The sequence below is a fragment of the Aestuariivirga sp. genome (assembly GCF_046294715.1).
Classification (GTDB): domain Bacteria; phylum Pseudomonadota; class Alphaproteobacteria; order Rhizobiales; family Aestuariivirgaceae; genus Aestuariivirga.
In genome coordinates, this window is the sequence record NZ_JBKBKI010000008.1 from 1 (window position 1) to 13,759 (window position 13,759).

10 protein-coding genes and 1 pseudogene are annotated in these 13,759 nt (G+C 58.9%); 3 read left to right on the forward strand and 8 right to left on the reverse strand.

Annotation, left to right across the window (positions count from 1 at the left end; genetic code table 11):
* Positions 1–229: 229 nt before the first annotated feature.
* Both ACK4HL_RS07580 and ACK4HL_RS07585 read right to left on the reverse strand, forming a co-directional pair.
* Positions 230–514 carry a hypothetical protein gene (locus ACK4HL_RS07580; protein ID WP_409758090.1) on the reverse strand — a complete coding sequence of 95 codons (285 nt, stop codon included), beginning with the start codon at positions 512–514 and terminating at the stop codon, positions 230–232.
* Between the two features lie 1,977 nt (positions 515–2,491).
* Positions 2,492–4,411: a BTAD domain-containing putative transcriptional regulator gene (locus ACK4HL_RS07585; RefSeq protein ID WP_409758093.1), complete on the reverse strand. Its 1,920-nt coding sequence runs from the start codon at positions 4,409–4,411 to the stop codon at positions 2,492–2,494.
* Positions 4,412–5,203: 792 nt separating this feature from the next.
* Between ACK4HL_RS07585 and ACK4HL_RS07590 the strand changes: the two genes are divergently transcribed.
* Both ACK4HL_RS07590 and ACK4HL_RS07595 read left to right on the forward strand, forming a co-directional pair.
* Positions 5,204–5,599 (forward strand): hypothetical protein, encoded by a 396-nt coding sequence (locus ACK4HL_RS07590; RefSeq protein ID WP_409758096.1) that lies wholly within the window; start codon positions 5,204–5,206, stop codon positions 5,597–5,599.
* Between the two features lie 137 nt (positions 5,600–5,736).
* Entirely contained in the window at positions 5,737–6,072 is a 336-nt protein-coding gene (locus tag ACK4HL_RS07595) for a hypothetical protein (protein ID WP_409758099.1), read from the forward strand.
* Positions 6,073–6,418: 346 nt separating this feature from the next.
* Here ACK4HL_RS07595 and ACK4HL_RS07600 read toward each other — a convergent pair whose 3' ends face one another.
* From ACK4HL_RS07600 to ACK4HL_RS07625, 6 genes and pseudogenes are all read right to left on the reverse strand, one after another.
* Positions 6,419–7,033, reverse strand: coding sequence for a class I SAM-dependent methyltransferase (locus tag ACK4HL_RS07600; protein WP_409758102.1), 615 nt, complete (start codon positions 7,031–7,033; stop codon positions 6,419–6,421).
* Between the two features lie 227 nt (positions 7,034–7,260).
* Positions 7,261–7,977 (reverse strand): annotated as a pseudogene (locus tag ACK4HL_RS07605) (sulfate/molybdate ABC transporter ATP-binding protein); the annotation flags it as partial.
* 19 nt (positions 7,978–7,996) lie between these two features.
* Positions 7,997–8,875 (reverse strand): sulfate ABC transporter permease subunit CysW, encoded by an 879-nt coding sequence (gene cysW / locus ACK4HL_RS07610; RefSeq protein WP_409758105.1) that lies wholly within the window; start codon positions 8,873–8,875, stop codon positions 7,997–7,999.
* On the reverse strand, positions 8,862–9,707 hold the full coding sequence (gene cysT / locus ACK4HL_RS07615; protein ID WP_409758108.1) for a sulfate ABC transporter permease subunit CysT: 846 nt from the start codon (positions 9,705–9,707) through the stop codon (positions 8,862–8,864). Before cysT ends, cysW begins: the two co-directional genes overlap by 14 nt.
* A gap of 2 nt (positions 9,708–9,709) precedes the next feature.
* A complete protein-coding gene (locus ACK4HL_RS07620; protein WP_409758111.1) occupies positions 9,710–10,732 on the reverse strand; it encodes a sulfate ABC transporter substrate-binding protein in 1,023 nt (340 codons plus the stop codon).
* 106 nt (positions 10,733–10,838) lie between these two features.
* Positions 10,839–11,342, reverse strand: a complete 504-nt coding sequence (locus ACK4HL_RS07625; RefSeq protein ID WP_409758114.1) for an RrF2 family transcriptional regulator — start codon at positions 11,340–11,342, stop codon at positions 10,839–10,841.
* A gap of 913 nt (positions 11,343–12,255) precedes the next feature.
* Here ACK4HL_RS07625 and ACK4HL_RS07630 point away from each other — a divergent pair.
* Complete coding sequence (locus ACK4HL_RS07630; RefSeq protein WP_409758117.1) at positions 12,256–13,758, forward strand: sensor histidine kinase; 1,503 nt, start codon at positions 12,256–12,258, stop codon at positions 13,756–13,758.
* Position 13,759: the final 1 nt, after the last annotated feature.

The following is a 13,759-nucleotide window of genomic DNA, read 5'->3' on the forward strand; positions in this document are numbered from 1 at the left end:
CTCCCGTAGGATCGCGATGATCTGCTCTTCGGTAAACCGGCTCTTCTTCATCGTCCAACTCCCCTTTTTGAGGCCGTCGGACTCTACTCATTTTTGGCTCAGTTTGCGGGGCTCACACCACAGGGAATGCTAGAGATAACTAAAAGTCACGGAGCCGTCCGCCAGTTGCGCGATAGAGACTGGCTCGTCGATTATACATCTATCTCGTCTTAAGGTCAGCAGGAGGCTGTCAGTCCGGAAGTGGCCTGAGAAGGATCAAAGGAAGTGCGCCAGGAGCCTGTCCCCTCTCAACTGCCGCATCGAACTCGCTTTGATACAGCTCCACCTCTGCGGAGCGATCCGGACGAACGCTACAGGTCTGAGAGGTGGCGAGCTGACGGGCAAAGCTCGGGAGACCTCGCAGCGGAGCAACAAACCACCCCTTGGCAAGCCGCTGGGCGTCTGCGAGATCGAGCGCCTGGAACACTCCGATCTCAAAGTCGCCCCAGGCTAGAACGTAAAGGCCATTGCTCATGGGAGCATCCTTCGGGTGTCTTCATTCAAGAAAGCTGTATTCATGAAAACTGTGTTCTGGCAACGTCGCATGGGGACGGCCTAATCTGAGCGTGGCACGCTGGTGCGCAACAGCGAGTGTGCATTATGCACGCTGAGGGGAGCGGGTACAGCCTATCAGTGTGGCTGGGCTGAGCGTACCGACACGAGGTTTGAGCCGCCTAGGAGAAGCGGCCCCGCAGCCAGAAATAGGAATAACTGACCGCGGAGCCGCCCGCCGGGTGCACGAGGCACCTGCGAAACGGACTATATACTTTCGAAACACTCGACGCGCTCGGACACTGCAGCGCAGGGGCGGGAACTTTTTTTCCCGCAACCGCTCTTTAAGCAGCGCAACCAGTACACGCTTAGCCCTCCAGGGAATCTGCCCCTGGCTCTCTAGCCCCTCCAACCACTCCTCCGGAGTGGCTGCGGGGGCTTCCGTTTCGGTTGACTGGAACAAATCTCCGCATCCCGCCGTCGTGCGATAAAACAGGAGATGCGAGATGGAGGACGCCCAGCCGGATGGCGCCTTTCTAAGGATCATCAGTCGCGCTCTATGGTTCGTCACAGGCGCATGTGGCGCCGCCATGATCATAGCTGCGGTTGTCGGTAGCCCCTCGACCGCGGACACTTCAGCGATTGCCGCGGAGAGTCGCCCATTGACTGAACAGAGTGGGTTAGCCACAAACTGATCATCCATGCCCTTGGCACGGTGTGAGCTCCGGTGGTCAGCGCCCAGTCCAGAACTTGCCCAGTGTTCGGCGATCAATGGGAGCTATACCTGGATCATTCATGTCCAGCTGACGCGCCAGCTCTTCCCATTCGTGAGCCTGCCTTGCCCACTCCGGGGCAGACTGGGAATCGGCTAACGCCTGCTGTCGGCAAGCCGCTGCACGCTCGCGAACCATCTCCACGAGCTGCATTTGTCCGGGGCTGCTTTTGTATTGGCTGATCTCTCCAGACACATGGCCCTCCAGCATCTGCAGAGTAGAACCCGCTCCCTAAGAGGAAGGTTTCAGTTCTATTCATATTTTAGCTAACGGAAAGTTTCGTCGTTCCGTGCTCGAGACGCCGGCCCTCCAGAGCGCCTGCTGACGGTCGGCCGCTCGTTTATCTGGCTGTGTGGTCACTTGTGGACTATCAGAAAGTCTTAAGGCTTCTACATTGAGAATACTGCCGCACCAGTTATGAGCCCCGGCATCTGAGAGACATAACGCGCGCTCCCGCTCATCGTGAAGGGCAGCCGCCATGTCAGCCATTTGCCTGCAGATCATTCGTAAAGTCCTCACTGAGGCAGCGGCAACCGGTCAAGTCATTGACGTTTATTCTTTGACAGACCGACTTCACTCCGCGTGCCCTGACCTTCGCCGTGAGGAACTCCTCGAAATGATCCTTCGCGAGTCGGCAAGTGTTCCCGGGTGTTCCATTGTCTGGGACCAAGCCCAGCAACCGTAGAGGAACTGCTCTACCGCTCACCCTGCTACTTACCTGGGAGTGCTATGCGCCCGGTTCGCTCTGCCTGTAAGCCTGATGGGTGCTGTTGAGCCAGGCGAGCTGGTTTGGGGTAAGGTCTCCGGTGACGGGTATCTTCGGCAGTGACCGGCCTTGAGCCAGGGCATGGGTCCCAACCAGTCGGCCGATTTCATATGCCCATTGCCAAATTCCCCATCTGTCGTCGAACTTCGGCTTATGGCCAAGTCTGACATCAGCGAAGCCTTGCCGGTAGGCAGTGCTCTCCAGAATGACGCGCGTCGGGACTCTCGTGGACCCCAGCTGCAATCGGCGCTTTTCCTTGGTGGACCCCGGTCCGAAATGTGTCGGATGAGGCAATCCGCTTCTCGTCTCATGCGTAGAAGGAATGTGGTCCCCCGCCGGGGGGCGTTTCGGGGACCACAGCGGTGGGTGGCTAGGCAGCCCCTGTCAATCGAGGCTTCCCGGAATAGCTATGATGTGCGCTTTACACAGGCAGGCCAGCCTGATGAAGCCCTTCGAAGAACTTTTCCAAGGTAGGCCGATCGGTGATCGGAATGAGACGAAGGAAATAGGCTCGCCACTGTTCGGCGTTGTCTCCAGGATAGCTCGCCATCTTCTTCCGCTTGATCGCCATGAACCGCTCCATGGCGGCGTTGGCAGTATTGTGCTGTCCTAGTTTCCAGAGTGCTGCCGCCATACAGGCAAGAGCTTCCTCATAGACCCGGGAGACCCGCACAAAGCCATTGACCGCATCAGCGTACCTGCCGTCGAGATATGCTCCCAGAGCGAGCGTGAAAAAGCAGGACTCGGGCGCCAGGGGGTTGAGCTTGAATGATTCAGCAGAGAAGTGTTGCCGTTCAGCGACCTTGCCATTGCATGTCAAGGCGAAGCCCAACAAGCAGATCGTGAACTGATCGTTCGGATTTTGCGCCAGCGCCGTGCCGGCATGTGCCTTGGCGGCATCGAAATCGAGGTTGCAGTAGAATTCGGCCATGGCAAGCGCTCGATGGGCGTTGCTGTTGGTTTGGTCACTGGCAACCGCCTGCCGGGCGATAGCCAGCGCCTCGTACCTCGCAGCGGAATAGTCGGGACACCAATCGCTTTCATATTCCAGCACATATCCGATCGAGAGCTCGGCATAGGCAGAGGCGAAGTTCGGCTCGCGCGTGATGGCATCGCGAAGCAGGAAACGCGCCGCGAGAATACCTTCCTCGCTGTTTCCTTGTTGCAGAAACCGGGCTTTGAGGAACAGGTCGTAGGCCTCATAGTCGATGACCGGCTTTTGCAATGTGCTGGCCATCTCAAAGGCTTCGATTCGGCCAGCAAGCACAGCGACGGTACATCGAACGATGTCGTCTTGAAGCGCAAATATATCAGCGAATTCACGATCGAAGTGCTCGGACCAGAGCATCGTGTCATCAGCAGCATGAACGAGGCTTGCAGAGACGCGGAGGCGTTGCCCAGCTCGCCGCACGATGCCGCGTACCAGATAGTCAGCGGCCAGGGGGCGCCCCCTGTCTCTCCCGGATTGGACATGCTCCCTCACCGAAGCCGGTGCGAAGACCGCTAAGTCCGCGAATCGGGAAAGTCCGGTCCTCAAATCTTCCGTCAGACCTTCCGCGAAATGCAGGTCATCCGTGGTTCGACTGAGCAGCTCAAAGGGCAGAACAGCGATACAGGCCTTCGGCTTGCGTGACACAGCAGCAGGAGCCGACATCCCCACCGATCCGGTCGGCACGGCCTGTGGCGTCGATACGGTCCGTATTACGTGTTGGGTCAATGCGTCTGGCTCTACACCAAGCTCGCGGTCGAGCTTCTCCCGGAATTGCTGATAGTGCCTGAGCGCGAGGCTCCGATTGTTCATGGCGAGGTGCGCTCTGATGACCGACTGGTGGGCCAGCTCACATAGCGGATCGACGGATAGCACTTGGGTGGCGATTTCCAAGCTTCGACGATGATCGCCCTCCCGCTCGAGAACCCGCAGCAGTCTGGCGGTAGCCTCGCTCCACTGAGCGTCTATAGTCCGGCGATTGTCCTCGATCCAATTGGCGAAGGCGGCATCCTCCGGCGCAAGGCCTTCAATGAATTGGCCACGCCTGAGCGCGAACACCCGCTCCAGTGTCATCCGGTCGTCCGCCCGACGGAAACGCTGAAAGTCCGCAAGATCGGACTCAACGGCAGCCCCTTTCAGCGAAATTGAACTATCGGCTGCGATTTCGATGACATCGCCCACCTTGTTAAAATCGCGGCGCAAATCGACCAGAAGTTGCCGTAGGCTTGCCCGGGCCTGGGCGGTCTGCCGATCCGACCACAGCAAGGCACAGAGCTGATCTCGGCTGACCGGCTTGCCACCGGCCAGCGCAAGGCAAGCCAGCAGACCGATGCCTTTCCGCGGGCGAACCATGATCGAATGGCCCGCCGAAGTTTCGAATTGTGGCGGACCAAACAGCAGGAACCGACAGGCTATCATAGTGTTCTCGTTTGCAGCGCCTTTGGACCCATGTCTAGGCGATCTGCCGCCAGCTTAGCAGAATTGACGCGCAATTGACGGCCACCTGACGCTCCCATTGGCAGAGGTCTGACGGGGCATAGGTAGCTTGCTCCATGAGGAATAGCAGGCAGCTTCCCAGATCAGGAGGAACCCCATGGCCTTTATCATATCGAGCCAAGTCGCCAACCACGGCGCTCTGGTTCCTGGTGCAAGTACGTCAGCGATGATGTTCGGTACGAGTATTGGCCACCTTTTAAGGTCATGCGTTGGTGGCCTTGTACATGTGTCGACGGCGTACGCCCAGGCTCAGGCGCTTGTGTTTGTGAAGCGTGGCGGCGCCACTGTAGAGAGGCAACAGTTGGTCTTCGATACCGACGGCGAAGGGCGCGACCCGAGCTGGTAGTGACCCGTTTCAGTGTTTGCGATTCTTCCATCCCCCAGCACATTCGCGCTCGAGTCCGCAGAGTGGTAGTTGGTGACTACAGGGGTGGACTCCTCGTTCGGCGATCACCTTAAGAACCCGCACCGGTGACCCTGCGCAGCGTGAAGCCGGCCATGGGCTGATCAGGTCTCGCTTTCGACAGCATCTGCCAGTTCGGCAAGCGACCTGAAATGACAGTCCGGACGGATGACCCAGCCGGGGGACGGGCCGCATCCCAGCAGTTCCTGCCGTCATCCAATTAGCCAAGTGCGATGGAGGTCATCATGAAGCGTATCCTGTCGTCACTCGGCGTTGTTCTGCTACTCTCGTCTCCTGCTCTCGCGGCTGGCGAGGACGTTTCGAAGTCACCTCCAGTTGGGGAATACCAGGCCGTCAGCAAGCTGGTGAAGCTGCCGGACTTCCTGCCCGGGATGGGTCAGCTGTTCGTTGACCGCAAGACCCTGCCCGCAGGGCCATTCCCGGACTATGACCATGACGGAAAGCTTGTCAGCACGGAGCGAAAGCGTTCCCAAGAAAAGAGGAATGCGGGAGTGTCTGCGCAGCTGTGGTGCCCTCAAGCGCCATGTCGCCGCGGTTTCACCGAATGCATCCTCAAGTGCGAGAACGAAGAATCTGGTGCGCTTCGTGACTCGAACACTCAAGTGCAACTTACGAACTAGCTGGGGCTGTCCTGCTTTTCGTCTCGGTCAACCACTTTCGATCAAGCCTGCTCTCGAGGAACTCGACTGCACTAGGAAAGTCTTAATTCTGGGCAGCCAAAGTAAAGAACATGACGCCAAGGAGAAAGAGACGGATCTTGAGAATTACATTCTTTGCCGCTTCACTGAGCCTTCTTCTCATCAGCAACGCTCAGGCTGAAGCAAACGTGGTCGAAGAGATTTCGAGGCTCTGCGAGCACTTACACCCTGATGACCTTAACCAACAGGATGCGTGCAACGAGGATCAGGAATTGGCTGTATTTCACCTCGATGCTCAATCTCAGGTTTTCAAAGCTCAGGGCGGCAGTCAGAAATTACTCTCCAAGTCTCTCATCGATTGCAAGAGAAAGGCGATATCCAAAGCTTTGAAGCTTGTTGATTACGTGAAGTTGGACTCGTGCGTGGCCGAGAAGCTCGGCAGCGCTAAGAAGTGAAAAGCAACGCACGGCTGCGGCCGCGTTCTAGGAGGGGCTCGTTCCGGGACGAAGCATCGAGGATCTGATCACTGAACGTCGCTTGTTACGGGAAGGCCACCTCGCGTCGCTGCCCTTCTAAACGACCAGCCGCCTGAACACGCATGATCCGTCGGACGCTGTGCTACCTGAGGGTTCCGCGTCGATAGCATTGCGTCCACCATCGACCAATTATGCCGCTTAGGCTCTACCTACGTCCGGATCGAAAAAGCGGCACAACAAAACCGACTGCGACCTGGGAACCGTAATGCTCACGGTGGAGACCCAGTGATCTATACGTCTGAGGGTACTCTCCGAAAGAAGCCGCTTAGGATATTGGTCCGGTCTCTCCTTCACGAAGCCTGATCCCGTCTCCAAAGGTGTTCAGCGTCACCTTCTTGAAACCATAGAACGCCAAGAGGTTCACTAGCGAATCAGGGTCGAAGTGGTGGAGATGCTCGTCGGGCAGGCGCATGCGCCAGTTGCGGAACCAGTCATCTCCGAGTTCACGCCAGCGACAATACGAAACAGCAAGCGCTAGATAGTTGGTCTTTAGGCGTGCAAGAAAGCTGAGGTCAGGCACGTGTTCGAGGACGTCGAACATGGCGACCACATCCCAGGCAGGCTCAAGAGCCTCCGTCCAGTCCAAAAATCTGACCGCGGCTGGCAAAGGAAAGGCAGTGATGTCACAACCGGCGCAGAAGCGTACACCAGCAATTTGGGCCGCTTCAATGAAGGTTCCAGTCCCATAACCAATTTCCAGCACAGATTCTGGTATGCGATCCAAAAGCCCCAGAATCCAGCCGAGCCTTTGATAGCCCAGTTTAATGGTTCGATCGCTTTTGGCCTGATAATAGGAAATGTAGGTTTCGTCATAAACAATCGGCGTATACTTATTCTGGTGAATGACGCCGAATTGGTCCATGCTGTAGTTGTCGATCATGGCATCTCCGCTACCCCAAGGCCGAAGAGGCATCAATAGCGTCAAAGGATTGCTCAAATCTGACTCTCTGCTGGCTGACCGTTCCGGTGCCGAGGGGCGACTGAGCTATCAATGATCTTCCGAAACCTCGGGTGGGTGCACGGTCCTTGATGCTAGCGGGTGCTCACGACGATCGGCCGTGATCGATCACGAAGGCGCTGGCGGGAAGGGTCGATGCCGATGCCCTCTATGAAGCTCTCCACGAAGGGGGTCGCCGGGCGTTCCATGATATCCCGTGCACAGCCGACTTGCACAATTACCCCCATATCGAGGATGGCGACACGGTCGGCGAGCTCGAAGGCCTCATCCTGGTCATGCGTCACGAACAATGTGGTGTGGCCCGTGCGCTTGTGCAGTTCCTTAAGCCATTTGCGAAGATCTTTCCGCACCCGGGCATCGAGCGCACCGAATGGCTCATCGAGGAGCAGCACGCGAGGTTCGATCGCCAGCGCGCGAGCCAGGGCCACGCGCTGGCGCTGTCCGCCCGAGAGCTGGGCGGGATAACGGCCCTCCAGGCCATCGAGCTGCACGAGACTCAGAAGTTCCATGACCTTTAGGCGGATCAGCTGCTCCGAAGGCCTGCTGCGGCGCGGCTGGGCGCGGAGCCCGAAGGCAATGTTGTCAAGCACCGTCATGTGCCGGAACAAGGCGTAGTGCTGGAAGACGAAGCCGATGCGCCGCTTGCGCAGGCTCAGCGTGTTGGCGTCGAGATCGCCGAAGTAGACATGGCCGGCATCCGGCCGCTCGAGCCCTGCGACGGCGCGCAGGAGCGTTGTCTTGCCGGAACCCGAAGGCCCGAGGAGGGCGACGAGCTCGCCCGCCGCGACATCGAGCGATACGCCTTTGAGCGCCGGGTAACGGCCGAAGTTCTTTTCAAGGTTCCGGATGCTAACGGGAACGGACATCGATGTCTCCTTTGAGGGATCAGTGACGGCGGCCGGCGGCAAGTTCGCCTGCGAAGCGCCATTCGAGCAGGCTCTTGGCGATGAGGGTGAAGAGGGCGAGACCTGCGAGCAGCGAGGCCACCGCGAAGGCCGCTGCGAAATTGTATTCGTTGTAGAGGATCTCGATGTGGAGCGGCATCGTGTTGGTCAGCCCGCGGATGTGGCCCGAGACGACCGAGACTGCGCCGAACTCGCCCATAGCGCGAGCGTTGCAGAGAAGCACGCCGTAGAGGAGTGCCCACTTCACATTGGGCAGTGTGACGCGAAAGAAGGTGTACCAGCCAGAGGCGCCCAGCGTGAGCGCGGCCTCTTCCTCCGCCGTACCCTGCGCCTGCATCAGCGGAATCAGTTCCCGTGCGACGAAAGGAAAGGTCACCAGCACGGTGGCGAGCACGATGCCGGGCACCGCGAAGATGATCTCGATCCCGTTGGCGGTGAGCCAGGGCCCCAGCCAGCCATGCGCGCCGAACAGCAGCACATAGACGAGACCGGAGATCACCGGCGAGACCGAGAAGGGCAAGTCGATCAGGGTGAGCAGCAGGTTCTTGCACCGGAACTCGAACTTGGCGATGGCCCAGGAGGCCGCAAGCCCGAAGATGGCATTGAGGGGGACGGCGATCGCCGCCACCAGAAGGGTGAGGCGGATCGCGGCCTGCGTGTCGGGCTCCGCGAAGCTCTCCAGAAGCACGTCCGCACCCTTGCGGAAGGCTTCGAGGAACACCGTGATGAGCGGCAGGAACAGGATGGCGACGAGGAAGAGGGCGGCGAGCCCGATCAGCAGCAGCCGAGTGTGGGCCGTCTCGCCCGTGGCGCGCTCCGGCGCATGGGCAAGCGGCAGGACGCGGTCAGACATTGCCATATTTTTTCCGGCTCCGGGCTTGCAGGGCGTTGATGAGGAACAGCAACGCGAAGGAGATGGCGAGCATGACAGTGGCGATCACGGTGGCGCCGCCATAGTCGAACTCTTCGAGCTTGATGACGATGAGGAGGGGCGCGATCTCCGAGACCTGTGGGATGTTGCCGGCGATGAAGATGACCGAACCGTATTCGCCAACGCCTCTGGCGAAGGCCAGCGCGAAGCCAGTGAGCAGCGCCGGGTAGACATGCGGCAACACCACCTGGAACACGGTGCGGGCCCGCGAGGCGCCGAGAAGTGCGGCGGCCTCCTCGATCTCTTGCTCGACTTCTTCCAGAACCGGCTGAACGGTGCGCACCACGAAGGGAAGCCCAATGAAGACAAGCGCGATGGTGATGCCAAGCGGCGTATAGGCGATCTTGAAGCCAAGGGACTGCGCGATGGAACCAATGGGCCCGTTGGGCGCATAGATCGCTGCCATGGCGATGCCTGCGACGGCGGTGGGCAGTGCAAAGGGCAGGTCCACGGCTGCGTCGATGATGCGGCGTCCGGGGAAGCGGTAGCGCACCAGAACCCAGGCGATCAACAGCCCGAACACCGCGTTGACGGCGGCCGCGAAAAGGGCCGTGCCGAAGGACAGCCGCAGTGCCGCCAGCGTGCGCGGGTCGATGGCGATCTCGAGGAAGGCCTGAGGCCCGATGGAAGCGGCCCGCAGCACGAGCGCCGCGAGAGGGATCAGCACGATGAGGCTCAGGGCAGCCAGCGTGAGGCCGAGCGCCAGCCCGAAACCCGGGATGACGCTCGGCTGCCGCAGGGAGTACGGCGAAACGCTCATGATCAGTTTGTCGGCTTGTAGATCTGGTCGAAGACGCCGCCGTCGGCGAAGTGGGTCTTCTGTGCCTCGGCCCAGCCGCCGAAGTCCTTGTCGATCGAGACAAGCTCAAGCTTGGGGAAGCGGGCGATGTCGGCGGGGTCGGCGGCAGACGGATCGACCGGGCGGAAGAAGTGCCTGGCGGCGAGCTTCTGTCCGGCGGGCGAGTAGAGGAACTGGAGATAGGCCTGGGCGGCTTCGAGATTGCCCTTGACCTTGGCGTTGCCCTCGACCACTGCCACGGGGGGCTCGGCGAGGATCGACAGAGAGGGAACCACGATCTCGAAATTGTCGGCACCGAATTCCTTCTGGACGAGGAAGGCTTCGTTCTCCCAGCTGATCAGCACGTCGCCGATGCCGCGCTGGGCGAAGGTGGTGGTTGAGCCGCGGGCTCCGGTGTCCAGAACGGGCACGTTGCGGTAGAGGTCCCCGATCCAGGTCTTGACCTTGGCTTCGTCACCGCCGAGCGCCTTTTCGGCATAGGCCCAGGCTGCGAGATAATTCCAGCGCGCACCACCCGAGGTCTTGGGGTTGGGCGTGATCACCTGCACGCCATCCTTTACCAGGTCGTTCCAGTCCGTGATGACCTTGGGATTGCCCTTCCTGACGATGAACACGATGGTGGAGGTGTAGGGGGCCGCATTGTGCGGGAGCTTCGAGGCCCAGTCCTTGGGGAGCTTGTCCGTCTTCGCGGCGATCTGGTCGATGTCCCCCGCCAGCGCCAGCGTCACCACATCAGCCTCGAGCCCGTCGATCACCGCGCGGGCCTGCTTGCCGGAGCCGCCGTGCGACTGGTTGATGGTGATCGCCTCGCCGGTCTTGGCCTTCCATTCGGCGGCGAAGGCTTCGTTGAACTCCTTGTAGAACTCGCGGGTCGGGTCGTAGCTGACATTGAGCAGCACCTTGTCGGCCTCGGCGGTTGCGGCCGAGAAGGCAAAGGACAGGAGGGCGGCGGCCAGAAGAAGAGTTCGGCGGGTCTGAGCAAGCATGGGTGAACCTCCGTTTCGAGCTTGTAGACCTAATACTATATGGGCTTAATAGGGAATCAAGTGGGAAATGTTCTTTTTAGCGAACAAACTGTTCGATTTAAGGAAATCAATCGCTTACCAGCACATCCGCAATAGTCTTGCGGCTCGCGTCCGCTGTCTTTGCAGAGTTCATCACCTCAGCCAGCGTTGTCGTCTCGAGGGCGGAGAGATACCGCGCATAGGCCTTGGAAAAGGCGATCCTGAGTTCGCAATGGGCCTCGTCGCGGCAGTCCTCGCACTTCCGGTAAGCAGTGCGGGACAGGCATGGAAGCGGAGCAATCGGCCCATCGATGACACGAAGCAGAGGCCCGATTGCAATCGTGTCTGGAGGCTTCAGCAGCTCGTAGCCACCATCCCTGCCACGCCGGCTCGTGAGATAGCCGGCCGCCTTCAGCGCCAGCAGTATTTGCTCCAAGAATTTGCGCGGCAATCTCTCCTGTTCGCAGAGCTGACGGATCTGCAGTCCCTTCCCTGGCTCGGCCCGAGCAAGGGCAATCATCGCTTTGAAGGCATAGCGAGCACGTTGAGATATCATCTCTGCCAATTTAGTAGAGAATTCTTCGTAAAACAAGTCATGCTTGTCAGTAACCATAACTTGGTGCTGTCGTCCCGCTCACAAATTCCCCGAATTAGTGTGCACTGTTGGCACCCGGACTGTACAGATCATTGATGGCAAGGAAATCTCTCGAGCAAGCGGAGATGGACGCTGTGGAGCGCCAGCGGTATTAGTTGGAGGAGGCCCGACAGATGGGCGGGGCGACAACGGAAATTGCGCATCACGGCGCCGACCATCGAAGCGGTCTCACACGGGAAAAAAATTCAGGACGTCCGGTGAGTGACAAATGCGGCGAGGATTGTCGTACTCTGTGTCGAATTGGCACCCAGAACTCACCCGCAAAACTCCTCAACTGTTGTCCGCGCACGATGCCCCGCCGCAACGATTGGCCGAATATCTTGCCTTTGAAATGAAACGACCTCCGGGCGAAATAAGCGACCTAAGGCAAAGTTTCGTGTCCCTTCGAGGAACGTTTTGCCACCGCGCACAAGGACAGCTGCGGCCGGAGACATAGGTTCACCTAATCGTTGACCGGGTTTGCTACCGCATAGGCATTCGGCCCGGGCCGTACCCACCGCAAGGGTCCCTCGTGCCACGAGCAAAAGTTCCGCAGGGCGCTTGGGGCCCGCGGCCGCAAAAAGCGGTTGAGGGGAGCAACGGCAGCAGAGTAACGTTTTCTCTTGGTCAGTTGCCTGGATGAGCCGATGGCGAGCACAAATGATCGCGTGAACTCGTCTCCGGAGCCTCCTGCCCGGCTATTGCTGCTCGCCGGGTTCGGCGCCTTTGCGGCTAGCGTTGCCGGCCTCCAGGTCCTGTTCCAGACTCTGCCTGCGGACACGGGAGAAGCCTTCATCGTCTACGTCCATCTCGATCTGACGGCTACAGCAGGCCATACGGTGTTTCCCCTGGTTTAAGATTACCGATGAGAATGTCATTAACGACTAAACGGAATTCCTCAGAACGAAATGTCGTCAAGGCGACAACAGCACTTCTGTTTGTCGGCCTAATGACCCTGTTGTTCATAGTCGGCATGACGTTCTGGCTGAATCAGCGAACCGAGACCCACCTGGCTGAAATTGTCGCCGCCAGAGACATCCGGACCGCAGCAGTGGAAGCCCGCGCAGCCATGCAAGCCGCGGAGGCGAGCCAGCGGGGCTACTTGCTTACTGGTAACGAGATCTATCTTGCCCCCTATAGCACAAGCAAATTGGCCGCAGATCGCCGCCTGTCGGAGCTGAAGAGGTCGATCGCGACCAGGCAAGAACTGCAAACTCCAGTAGAGAAACTCACCGCTCTGCTGGACGAAAAGTTTAGTGAGATGGATAATACCATCGACCTGAAGCGAAGCCGCAAGGACGAGGACGCACTCGCAATCATCCGCACCAATCGGGGCAAGCGTTCCACAGACGAAGCAAACGTGTTTTTTGCCGGCATCATACTTGCAGCTGACGATCGCTTGACGAGAGGGGGTCAGGAGCAAAGCGCGAATGCGAGGTTGCTCAGTGGCGTATCGATTATGGGAGCGGTGCTCATTGTGCTCGTCACCAGTGCAGCAATCTTCGCCGTATCGAATTACGCACGTACCTTGACCGCTGCATGGGAGGAAGTCAGAACGCTGAATAGCGACCTAGAAAAGCGGGTGGCAGAGCGAACCGCACACTTGGCACAGGTCAACGAGGAAGTGCAGCGCTTTGCCTACGTCGTGTCGCATGACCTGCGAGCTCCCTTGGTCAACATCATGGGATTTACTAACGAGATCGAGCAGTGCATGAGATCGCTCGAGGCTGCCGCAAGCGCGCCTGTTGGCGAGCCAACAGAGATAGCGGATCCACAGTTCCTACAAGCGCTAAAGGAAGACGCAGCCGAGGCGATTGGCTTTATTCGCAGTTCCACCAAGAAGATGGATAGTCTAATCAACGCGATCTTGAAACTATCCCGGGAAGGATCGAGAAAGCTCCAGATTGAGGACCTCGACTTGGCCGAACTGCTGCAGTCGACCCTTGGGGCTCTAAAGCATCAGCTGCAATCCTCCGGGGGTACGGTGCGTGTAAACATCAGCCGATTTAACCTCAAGTCTGACCGCCTTTCACTGGAGCAAATCCTCACGAATCTCATCGATAACGCCATCAAGTACAGATCGCCACTCAGACCTCTCCTAATCGATGTGACTGCCCGGCGGGCCGATGAAGGAGTCGTTTCCATTCTTGTAACGGACAATGGCCGAGGCATCGCCACGGAAGGCATTGATCGCGCTTTTGAGATGTTCAGAAGATCCGGTAAGCTCGACCAGCCTGGTGAGGGGATCGGTCTCGCCCACATCCGCACCTTGGTCCGCAAACTCGGCGGCGAGGTCAGTCTGAGCTCCGAGCTCGACGTCGGGACCACTGTAACTGTCAGAATACCGGATTCATACTCCGGAAGGGATGCATAAC

Excerpts from the sequence above, each read along its gene's own strand:
- ACK4HL_RS07580 (WP_409758090.1), bottom strand. The coding sequence starts at position 514 with ATGAGCAATGGCCTTTACGTTCTAGCCTGGGGCGACTTTGAGATCGGA.
- ACK4HL_RS07585 (WP_409758093.1), bottom strand. The coding sequence starts at position 4,411 with ATGGTTCGCCCGCGGAAAGGCATCGGTCTGCTGGCTTGCCTTGCGCTG.
- ACK4HL_RS07590 (WP_409758096.1), top strand. The coding sequence starts at position 5,204 with ATGAAGCGTATCCTGTCGTCACTCGGCGTTGTTCTGCTACTCTCGTCT.
- ACK4HL_RS07600 (WP_409758102.1), bottom strand. The coding sequence starts at position 7,033 with ATGATCGACAACTACAGCATGGACCAATTCGGCGTCATTCACCAGAAT.
- cysW (WP_409758105.1), bottom strand. The coding sequence starts at position 8,875 with ATGGCAATGTCTGACCGCGTCCTGCCGCTTGCCCATGCGCCGGAGCGC.
- cysT (WP_409758108.1), bottom strand. The coding sequence starts at position 9,707 with ATGAGCGTTTCGCCGTACTCCCTGCGGCAGCCGAGCGTCATCCCGGGT.
- ACK4HL_RS07620 (WP_409758111.1), bottom strand. The coding sequence starts at position 10,732 with ATGCTTGCTCAGACCCGCCGAACTCTTCTTCTGGCCGCCGCCCTCCTG.
- ACK4HL_RS07630 (WP_409758117.1), top strand. The coding sequence starts at position 12,256 with ATGTCATTAACGACTAAACGGAATTCCTCAGAACGAAATGTCGTCAAG.